This is a genomic window from Succinimonas sp. (genome assembly GCF_045225735.1).
Classification (GTDB): domain Bacteria; phylum Pseudomonadota; class Gammaproteobacteria; order Enterobacterales; family Succinivibrionaceae; genus Succinimonas.
In genome coordinates this window covers 1-10,011 of sequence record NZ_JBGVBR010000030.1, presented here as the reverse complement: position 1 = coordinate 10,011, position 10,011 = coordinate 1, and the positions used below count along the sequence as shown (strand labels likewise).

At 52.2% G+C, this 10,011-nt stretch carries 7 protein-coding genes and 1 pseudogene; 5 read left to right on the top strand and 3 right to left on the bottom strand.

Features of this window, described 5'->3' with window-relative positions:
• Positions 1–112 precede the first annotated feature (112 nt).
• Genes ACJROR_RS01025 through ACJROR_RS01015 form a run of 3 tightly spaced genes read right to left on the bottom strand, consistent with a single transcriptional unit; the run spans position 113 to position 1,875 of the window.
• The gene (locus ACJROR_RS01025) at positions 113–547 is read right to left on the bottom strand and encodes a hypothetical protein (protein ID WP_406545479.1); all 435 of its coding nucleotides are present in this window, start codon (positions 545–547) and stop codon (positions 113–115) included.
• Positions 548–567: 20 nt separating this feature from the next.
• Entirely contained in the window at positions 568–921 is a 354-nt protein-coding gene (locus ACJROR_RS01020) for a hypothetical protein (RefSeq protein ID WP_406545478.1), read from the bottom strand.
• Positions 922–1,875: an ATP-binding protein gene (locus ACJROR_RS01015; RefSeq protein ID WP_406545477.1), complete on the bottom strand. Its 954-nt coding sequence runs from the start codon at positions 1,873–1,875 to the stop codon at positions 922–924.
• A 741-nt stretch (positions 1,876–2,616) separates the two neighbouring features.
• On the opposite strand from ACJROR_RS01015, the gene traC reads away from it, so the two are divergent.
• From traC to ACJROR_RS00990, 5 genes and pseudogenes are all read left to right on the top strand, one after another.
• Positions 2,617–5,118 carry a type IV secretion system protein TraC gene (traC, locus tag ACJROR_RS01010; protein ID WP_406545476.1) on the top strand — a complete coding sequence of 834 codons (2,502 nt, stop codon included), beginning with the start codon at positions 2,617–2,619 and terminating at the stop codon, positions 5,116–5,118.
• An 8-nt stretch (positions 5,119–5,126) separates the two neighbouring features.
• Positions 5,127–5,750 (top strand): S26 family signal peptidase, encoded by a 624-nt coding sequence (locus tag ACJROR_RS01005; protein ID WP_406545475.1) that lies wholly within the window; start codon positions 5,127–5,129, stop codon positions 5,748–5,750.
• 137 nt (positions 5,751–5,887) lie between these two features.
• On the top strand, positions 5,888–6,532 hold the full coding sequence (locus ACJROR_RS01000; protein ID WP_406545474.1) for a hypothetical protein: 645 nt from the start codon (positions 5,888–5,890) through the stop codon (positions 6,530–6,532).
• A gap of 381 nt (positions 6,533–6,913) precedes the next feature.
• A complete protein-coding gene (locus ACJROR_RS00995) occupies positions 6,914–7,960 on the top strand; it encodes a TraU family protein (protein ID WP_406545473.1) in 1,047 nt (348 codons plus the stop codon).
• Positions 7,961–8,054: 94 nt separating this feature from the next.
• Positions 8,055–10,011, top strand: a pseudogene (locus ACJROR_RS00990) (hypothetical protein); the annotation flags it as partial.

Sequence of the window (10,011 nt, the reverse complement as noted above, 5' to 3'; positions counted from 1 at the left end):
GTCGCTTTATTCAAAAAGCGGCAGGTACCATCAGGCAAAGATAGATATTTAGCTCGAATACTATTCCCTACCAAGCGACAGCACAAGCCGCATTTATCACAAGGAAAAACCATTATTGTTTTTTTGCTATCAGATTTATACCTTGTCTGTTAGGCGGATCTATTTCAAAGGATATTTTATTATTTTTACACAATTCAGCTTTTGATGTTTCATTCAAAAAGCTCATTTTTTGCGGCTTGCTTTTAGCTTCCTTCTTTACCCATTCCTTATTTTCATCCTGAAAATAAAGTTCATACGCAGTTTCAAATGATACTTCGTTCAAGTAATTTATATGAAACATTCCACCTGAATAACTCAATCCATTCTTTTCTTCATTAAGAATTATCTCATCCAATCTCTTTCCGCAAAGGTTTGCTATGTCCGTCAAATCCATATTGGATTTAAAGATATCATCAAAAGCATCAAAGAAATTATTAACTACTTCTTTAGTCAGTTTTGCACCAAGTTTCGTTATATCTTCATTCAATATTTCGTTTATTGTAACCACTTGAATCTCCTCAAATAACCTCAAAACTCCAATTTCAATTCTTGTTCCATTTCCTTAGTAATATTTTCCTCACGATTTCGTATTTTGTCGCGAATAAATTGAGGTACTTCACTCTCCTTGACTTTCCTGGTGGTTTTTTCTTCCATCCAAGTTCCTTCTTCTTTGTAATAGAGCTTGTGACGAATAGCCACCATTCCATCGTTAATACGCTGAATAAAAACTGCAGCTGCATGAGCAATTTGTTGCGGCAGTTCTTGAAAGTATTTATTAATTTTAGGTACGATATCCTTCAGCCAATCTACGATTTCATCCCACCAGGTGACAACCAAAATTCCGCCCACCAAAAGGGCTAATCCAGCTAAAATTGGTAACATTTACACATCCTCCTTTTGCAAACTCATTTGTTCCCTGACATAATCCTCCGAAACAGGTCGTTTCTCTACAGTCACAGCACTTTTCTCATTTGCTGCTTTGCTATCTAATATTTCCTGGGTAGCAGTGAAAAACAGTTCCTTGTCCACCGAAGTCATTTTCTTGCGCGCGGCTTTAAGAGCAGCATTAAGCACGGCATTGTATATATCACTCCCAGAAACGCCTGCAAATTTTTCAGCTATTTCATCAAAATCAAGATTTGTTGGCATCTTTTCCGGAATATATAGTTTCCATAATTTTTTGCGGCAATCTGTATCAGGTAAATCAAACTTAACATGGAATGATATGCGTCGTACAAATGCAGGATCAAAATTTTCTAAGAAATTTGTAGCAAATATGATAAAATCCTGATACTCATTCATAAGCATCAGCATAACTGACCTTGTTTGATTCACACTGACATCAGTAGCGTTTGTCATGTTAGTAACACGACGACTTAAAATTGCATCTGCCTCATCAAAAAACAAGATACTGTTTGACTCTTTTGCTGCCTTAAAGGCACTGCGAATATTTTTAGGTGTCTCACCTACATATTTAGATTCAATATCAGCATAATTAACAGAAATAATCTTCCTTCCCAAGGATCTGGCGATGGCATGTGCAGCCATTGTCTTTCCTGTGCCTGGCGGACCATACAAATTAATACCCATACCCTTAGAATAGCGGTGAGTTTTATTTAGCCCCCATTCCTCAAACACTATTTGTCTAATGGTATTATACTCAACCACATCTCGTATTCTTTCCTCCACACTTGCCGGAACAATTATATCTTCCAATGAATATTTTGGTTCTTCTGGAAAGAATACTATTTCTTTTTTAGAATCCTTACTTTCAACAGATTTTTCTTCTGCTTTTTCTGTAAGCCCATTATCAGTGATTTTTTTTCCAATCCCCATACAATCACACCTTATTATGGCCCTGATAGTAACAGCTTCACGTTCGTGAAGAATACCAACTAGTGGACATCAGTTGTTTTGCAACCTTTCATTCTCATAAATGAGTGCCGTACAACATAGTCGATCTTCACCAGAATCTAACGGATCATTTAAAACAGCCTCTCTATTTTTGAAAAATGATGTTGTGGCACCACTTTTATTATTAATAGTCCAGACCGTACCAGGAACGTACGCTCGCTCGTCTTAAGTTTACTATTGTTTTTTTTTTTGACCATTTTTTTGCTTGGTTTGATCATTCTTCTGTGATCTGACATGTAAATATTCAATTTTTTAGACTTTTGTCACATTCAAGATCGCCTTATCCTATAATCACCGACTCGCGGAAATCCTCTCGACTCTATCTCCCCGTGCGTTTTCGTTTCCTGAAAGCATGTCCAATTCGGAAAATCAGTCAGATCAGAGAGAGTAGATAGCAAATAACATGGATGAAGAAATCTCGAACGGAACCGCATCTTCCGGGAAACCTTATCTCTGAGAAAACATCGTCATCGTTGCTTGTTCTGCTTATCTGCGTTTTTATTCCCTGACGCACTAAAAACCTTCCTCTATCAAACCCTTATGAAATAGGGCTTCCCGGGACTCGCAAAGGGTTAATATACAGCCCTGAAAAATTCTCCCCTTACAATAAGCCCGGTTTCCAAGCATGACGGAAACGGTGTTACTTTGCCAAAGGGAGAACAAATGAGCGGCAGTTATGTGGCGGGCCTGAGCTCGGTGTATCCGGTGCTGGCCCATGATCCGGAGAATTCCCTCTTCTTTATCAGCAATGCCAGATCCTCGGAGCTGGGGTTTGGCTTTATTTCCCGGCCCTTAAGCGGCGGTGATGAAAGCATCAGCGATCGTCTGGAGGTGTTCCTGAATTCAGATTTTCCGGTGAATACCAGAGTGCAGTTTTCCCTTATGGGTTCTCCTGCAATTGAAAGGCTTCTTTCTGAAAACACCGCCACCGCGGTGTCACTGCCCCGGGACAGCTTTCTGAGAAGCATCCTGGAAAACAAAAACGAATTCCTGAGAGAGGGCGCCAAAAAGCCGCTGCCGCACATGGCCTGTCCCGTCCGAAACTTCCTCCTCTTAATCACGGTGACCGTGCTCATTTCCGGGGTAAAGCCCGATGAAAGGGATATCACCAGAGTTTCCACCCTCAGGATCGCGCTTTCCGAGGTGCTTAAAACCGCCGGCATCAGGGCGGAACCTCTGGGGGACAGCATGTTTCTGGAGGCTTTGACGCCGTTTTTTAACGCCGGTCCCGCTGCCTCCTGGACCAGGCCGGGAGCTCCGGTTAATCCCGAGGTTCTCCTCTGCGATCAGCTTCTGGACTATGACTCCGGCGTCCGGGTTTTTCAGGATCATCTGGAGGTCGGGGGGTATTACGTCAATACCTTCTCCGTAAAGCGGTTTCCTGATTTCGTGTTCTTCGGTCAGGCCCGGCGCTATCAGGCGGATCTCCTGACTGGCACCAGAGGGATCCGGGTACCCTTTATCATGACCGGTACCGTGCTTATCGGGGACACGCAGAAGCTGAGATCCGGGATCAACGCCGGGAGACAGTGGGTGGTGAATCAGAGCTGCGGCCCCCTTATGAAATTCATGCCCCGGCTGGCCGTTAAGAAACGGGGCTTTGACCTTATCTCACAGGAAATGGAAAACGGCTCCCGGCCCCTGAAGCTCTGCCTGAGCCTGATAACCTTTGCTCAAGATGCCGCCGCGGCCGTGAATGTCAGATCCCAGATCCGCACCTATTACCGGGAGAACGGCTTTGAGCTGATCCCGGATCGCTATGTCTGTCTCCCGGTATTTCTGAACACGCTGCCCTTCGGAGCCGATTCTGAGGCCGCCCGGAGTCTTATGAGATACCGCACCTTCACCACCCGGGAGATCCTGCCTCTTCTGCCGCTCTTCGGGGACAGCTCCGGCACGGGAGAGAGCGTTTTGAACCTGATTTCCCGGAGCGGGCAGCTTATGAACCTCTCCCTTTACGATTCCAGCACCAACTACAATCTCTGCATTGCGGCGCAGTCGGGTTCCGGGAAGAGCTTTCTCGTGAACGAGCTCCTTGTGAGCTTTCTGGCCCGGGGCGCCTCCTGCTACGTTATCGACGTGGGCCGCTCCTATGAAAAGCTCACGGAATTTCTGGGGGGAACCTTTCTGTCCTTCGGCCCGGGGTCCGGAGTCTCCCTGAATCCCTTCTGCTGCGTCCGGAATTACGACGAAGAGGCGGACATGCTGAGCGGCCTCTTAAGCTGCATGCTGGCCCCTACGGAAAAGCTTACCGATTTTCAGGGCGCGGGACTTAAAAGGATCCTCCGGGAAGAGTTCGCCCTCCATAAGACCGGGCTTACCCTGGATATCCTGGCGGACAGGCTGGCCAAAGCAGAGGATCAAAGACTCCGGGATCTCAGCACGCAGCTTTTTCCGTTTACCACCAGAGGGGAGTACGGCTCCTATTTTGCGGGAGACAACACCATGCGGTTTTCCGGAAACCTCACTGTGCTGGAGCTGGAAGAGCTCAAGGGGCGGAAGCATCTTCAGCAGGTGGTGCTGTTGCAGCTTATCTATCAGATCCAGCAGGACATGTACCTGGGAGAGCGGGATCGGCCCAAGATCCTCATTATTGACGAGGCCTGGGATCTCCTCAGAAACGGGGACACCGCCTCCTTTATCGAAACCGGTTACCGGAGATTCCGGAAGTACGGCGGGGCCGCGGTTACGGTAACGCAGTCGATAAACGATCTCTACGAGTCCCCGGCGGGCATGGCCATTCTGGAGAACAGCGCCCATACCTATCTTCTGGGACAAAAGGCCGAGATCATCGAAGGCCTGAAGCAGCAGGCCCGGCTCCCCCTGACTCCGGGAGAGTACGACCTTCTGAAATCAGTGCATACCGAGCCTGGCGCCTACTCCGAGATCTTCGTTATCAGCGGCGGCGGTTCCGCTATCGGGAGACTGGTGGTGGATCCCTTCCGGCAGCTTCTTTATTCCACCCGGGCTCAGGACGTCAGCGCCATCGGGGCGTATCAGAAGGCCGGGCTTTCCCTCACGGACGCTCTGAATGCCGTGCTGGATGACCGAAAAAGGGCCGCCTCCGGAGGAGCCCCCGGCGCGGGATCGGATACCGGAGAAGGGAGTTCTGAAGATTCTGGAGGCCTTTCTGACCAGGAGACCGGGAGCAGGGGGCGGATGTGAGACGGAAGATGGGAAGATTAGTCACCGGGCTTTTGGCGGGGCTGTTTCTTGTGTCCGGAAGCTCTTTGGCCTTCATGGCAGGCTCGGGATGGCGTCTTGGCGTAGATCTTCAGGAAAAAGCCTGCATTGGCCGGGTATTCCTGTTCAGGAAAGAACAAGACCTTAAAACCGCCCTTAGCCATGATCTCGCAAGGTTCCGGGATACTCTGGCCGTTCTGGAGCTCGGGGAGGACTGGTTTGTTTTTAAGAAGGGCTCGATGCTCCTTAAAAGGATCGGGGGCGTTCCCGGAGACAGCGTCCGTTTTGAAGAAGGGGAGCTCTGTCTTAAAGCGGAGGAGGCGGGAGAACCGGCTTCCGGAAGCGGCGTTTTCGGGAAAGGTCAGGGGATCTGCCAGAGGCTCCTTGCAGTTCCGGACAAGTGGCGACGGGTTTTTACCAAGGGATTTTTTCAGGGGCCTAAGGCTTCGGGTAATCCCGCAGGCTGGCATCAGGAGGGCGTTCCGGAATACCGGATCCCCCAGGGCCGCATCTTTCTTTCCGGGGATGAGGCTGATTCCCTGGATTCCCGCATTCTGGGCCCTTTTCCCCTGTCCCGTGCCGCTCATGTCTATCGGGCCATTCGGCTTTGGTAGCGGGGTATAGACCGCGCGGGAAGGAAAGAGCCCGGGAAGGGATCCGGAAGAGCTTAAGAGCGTAAGAACATAAGAACGCGTGAGTGTGAGGGTGTAATGGTGTAAAGGTTAAGGGTGTAAGAGGAGCGCAGATCATCATGGACAGAGCCGGAGACAAGACTGTTAAGAGATGGGAGGGACATGCTTCCGGGAATGACTTCCGCTCCGTTTTCCGTGAGGTTTTAGAGAGGGGGTGCAGCATCCTTCTTGCGGCCGCGCTGTCTCTCTGTCCTCTTGCCGTAACCGCGGGTTATCCGGGGGAAATGGCGTTTTCAGAGGATGATGAGAGCGGGGGTTTTTACGGCAGTCCTGACACCGTCTCCCGTTATGACGCCGGAGGGGCAAGGCTGGGAGATTCGGGGAAGCGGGGAAAGCAGGAAGATGATGCTTCCGGGGAACAGATTTTAGCGGCGGTTTCGGGGCTCCCTCATAAGCTTCGGGATGCGGCCGGCACGTTCCCCCGCCGGCTGGACAGGATAGCCGCTGGGCTTAGAAATGGGAGTACCCCGCTTTTTAACGGCAGCCGGGTTCCGGATCCTGAGCATGTTCATGATGAAGAGCCTGAAGCTGCGCTTTATGTTCCTGCCGGAGATTTCGGATTACCCCCGGGAGCTTTGGGACGGGGCGGGAGCGCGGAAGATGCTGCTTCTCATGCCGGGAATCCTTCTCCCGGCGGCCGCCTTCCGGGAAAGTCCCGGATCCGCCGGATCTCCGGCTGGAACAACCCTGATAACGCCTTTTAATCAGGTTTGCTGACATTCCGGCTTTTTAATCTGTTTTTTGACTATGGAGCGCTGCTGATCTTCCCCGGGATTATCCTGCCTGGGAGATTCGGGGATTAAGGAAGGGCTGTCGGAAGATTCCGGGCCTTTAAGAGATTTTGCGGAGCTTAGACGACTTCAATGAAACAGACGGCGAGATGATGGCAGAGATGACGGCTGAGATAATTGATTGCAAGACTGAAGAGATTAACTGAGATGACCAGGGATAACAGCGACAGAAAGAAATGGCATTCAGGCCGCAGGGAGGGCTATTCCCGGAATTCGGGGTTGATGCCTAGGCTTAGGGAGTCTTTCCGGAGACTTTTCAGAAAACCGGATCGTTTGGGGAGGGGAAGCATCTTTATGAAAGGACGGCTCCGGAACAAGGCTTTTCTTCTGGTGATGGCAGGGCTCTTTTGCTCTCTTAATTCTGCCCCGGCGGGAGAAAGCGGCAGTTTTTCCCGCTATGTCTGCCCCCGGGCGGACATTTTCGGGAAGGTGCTTCAGGATATTCCCTGGTCATCCCTGCTTCCGGTGTATATCGGGGGAACCTTTGCCGGAACCGGCTCCTCTCCCGTGCCGAAAAATGCGTCCCGCAAAAGGGTCTGCGGCTGCAAGGACAGTCTTGGGCTTATGAACTACGGAGTGGTCATGGGGCTGTGGGAGCCGGCGTTTCTCATTGAGTTTACCCGGAAGCCGGGCTGCTTTCCGGTGCTGGGAACCGAGATCCCCCTTCCGGAAAGCACGGTGGGTTCTTTGGGTTCGGGGGGAGATGCGGCCACGGATATCAGCTTTTTCCACGCTCATCTCTATTCCTTTCCGCTTTTTACCATGCTTAATATTTTCAGCGACCTTAACTGCGGAAGAAGCGAATACCAGGATATGGATCTTCTCTATGCTTCGGAGCTGGATCCCGTGTGGCAGTCTGAGCTCCGGGCCCTCCGGGAGATCCCGGAATCCCGGGTTACCGCCAATGCCGCCGGGGTGGCTTCATGCAGTCAGGATGCCATAGCCGCCTACCGGGGCGAGGTAAATACGGCTCTCCCGCACTGTGCCGGAGCCTGGGGCTACCTTTATCCTCTTACCGGATGGGCGGGCTCTTCCGGCGGCGTAACCGAAAACACCTCCCTTCTTACCGCCAGGCTGCTGACCCTGCTGCACCATCGCGGCCTTCTCCGGAACACCATGGGGGATCAGGCTCTCTGTCAGGGGGAGCATTCTCTTTATGCCGATAAGTCCATGTACCGCTTCAGCATGATCTATCCCGTAGCGGAGTCCTCAAGCACGCATTTCTGGGGCGAACCGGTAAGCAAATGGCAGGGAGATCTCAGGATCCCGCCGGGGTTTCATGAAGCGGTGTATGTGGTATGGCGTTACCGGAACTGCTGTCTCGGAGCCGGCGGTAATTAAAGCGGGGGAGTCTTTGAGAGCAGGCAATGCAAGTGTTAAGGGAGCGGCAAGGGAATGGACAAAGGAAGCGGGAGATCTTTCGGAAGGTGATGGCATGACTAATAAGAGATGCGGGAAAGGATCTGGGAAACAAGCTGAGACCGTAACGTTTCGGAAAACGCCCCGGAAAAACCCCCTGAAACAGATGGTGAGACGGATACTGAGAAAGCTGCTCACCGGGACTCCGGGAAGGAATTTCGGGAGAGCAGGGATCAGACGGGGCTTCCCGGTTCTTTTAGCTGTTATTCTGGCTTCGGCATCCGCGCCTCCGGGAGCTCTGGCATCAGACTACGGATATTCGTCATCCCTGAGTCCGGAAAGCCTGACACTTAGGGAACAGGCCGCGCAGGCCGGACAGTCTCTGGGGCACAGCGCTCTGGGAAGCTTTAACATCGGAGATCTGTCCGCTTTGGAGCAGGACATCTTTGCGACGGGGAGGGATTTTCAGGAGGAAGGAGCAAAAGGGGGAACGACCGTAACTTCCGGAACACCTGGAACCTTCGGTAAATCCGCTCAGGGCAGCAATGTTAATGATGCCATGGCCGCCGGGGCTCTGGAGCTTGCAGAGACGCTCTCCCTTCGGGAACCCAACTCTCAGGAAAAGGAACGTCTTCTCAGGGAGCGGCCTCTTTACACTGCGGCCATGGAAATGCCCGCGGGAGAAAACAGTACCGGCAATGCAGCATCCTGCACGCCCCGGGAGCGGATGAGGTTTCAGGAGGTACGCTGTCCGGCTCCGGTAGAAAGCAGTCCCTCCTGTCATCTCGTTCATGTCTTCAGCTCGGATATGACAGAGGCTGATTTTGGTACCGGGCTCAGCTTCCGGACCTGTCAGGACAGCGCCGGAGATGATGATGGCACGGCCTGCTATGAGTTTTGGGTAGGGGATACCAGAGATAACAGTCTCTCGGGGAACTGCAGCATTTTTGAGGCGGAAACCGGGTTTACGGTAAAGTATCCGGAGCTGGTATCTTCTCTGGAGCTCGCTGAGGTGTTTTACGATGACTATCTTCAGATCTGGGGCAATACCGAAAGCGATGTTACCGGAGATGATGTTTCCCACGGGGATTATCAGAGCGGGGACAGGGCAGCGTCCGGCAAAACCCGGGATCGCGGGATGGAAAAGATCATGTCCTTCCCGAATGAAAGCTTTCCGCCGGAAACTCCCGGCCCCTGCGAGCTCTCGGAAAGCCGTCATGAATATCCCGGCCGGGATATCTGGCCCCTGTTCCGGAACAGGATCCGTCCGGGAGAGCCCCTCCATGTCCGGCTCCGGGAGCGGGTGTCGGTTACCGGAAACGGGGAAGGATACATGCTGTTCCGGCTCAGGTTCAAAGCCGGAGCACTCAGCCTGGATGAATACCGGGGATTGGAGTGTCTTAAGAACCTGCCGCAAGACCGTAACTGGGAGTTTGTCTGCGAGAGTCGCACTCAGGAAATATCTCCCGGCTCCTATGATGCCGGGGGACTTCCGGTTACCCGGGATTCCTTTACGAGGCCCCGGGAGTTTCAGGGCGGCCTTTCCGAGCTCTGGGATCCCTTCTGTCTTGAGGGCACGGTGCGGGAAGCACGGGAAAGCGCAGCATCTCCCAGCGGAGATATTGCGGGGCAGGATTGGAAAGACGGGCAGGAAGCCGGGCAAGACGGCGGGTATGGCGGCGGGAATAGCGGACAGAACGGAGATGGGAATACAGGCTGGAACAGCGCTTCCGGAGATTCCTGCGGGGCTCTCGGGCTCTACCGTTACTGTGAAAGAGTCTATGCCGGGAATGGAGACAGGGGCGGAAATACTGCCGGGGCGGAGGTCTGGAAGTGCGCGGATGAGATCCCCTGTCCGCCGAATATTGCGGATTCCGGGGACAGCGAGATCCTGAACGGAGCTTCTGACCAGAGTTCCCGGGAATGCAAGCGTGTTACCCGGGAGATCACCGTTCCCGAAAGCGGCGTCTTTACGGAAAGACGGGTGTGCGGGATCTACCGGGATGACAAGGGACAGGTCATTGACGAGTGTC

Excerpts from the sequence above, each read along its gene's own strand:
- ACJROR_RS01020 (WP_406545478.1), bottom strand. The coding sequence starts at position 921 with ATGTTACCAATTTTAGCTGGATTAGCCCTTTTGGTGGGCGGAATTTTG.
- ACJROR_RS01015 (WP_406545477.1), bottom strand. The coding sequence starts at position 1,875 with ATGGGGATTGGAAAAAAAATCACTGATAATGGGCTTACAGAAAAAGCA.
- traC (WP_406545476.1), top strand. The coding sequence starts at position 2,617 with ATGAGCGGCAGTTATGTGGCGGGCCTGAGCTCGGTGTATCCGGTGCTG.
- ACJROR_RS01005 (WP_406545475.1), top strand. The coding sequence starts at position 5,127 with ATGGGAAGATTAGTCACCGGGCTTTTGGCGGGGCTGTTTCTTGTGTCC.
- ACJROR_RS01000 (WP_406545474.1), top strand. The coding sequence starts at position 5,888 with ATGGACAGAGCCGGAGACAAGACTGTTAAGAGATGGGAGGGACATGCT.
- ACJROR_RS00995 (WP_406545473.1), top strand. The coding sequence starts at position 6,914 with ATGAAAGGACGGCTCCGGAACAAGGCTTTTCTTCTGGTGATGGCAGGG.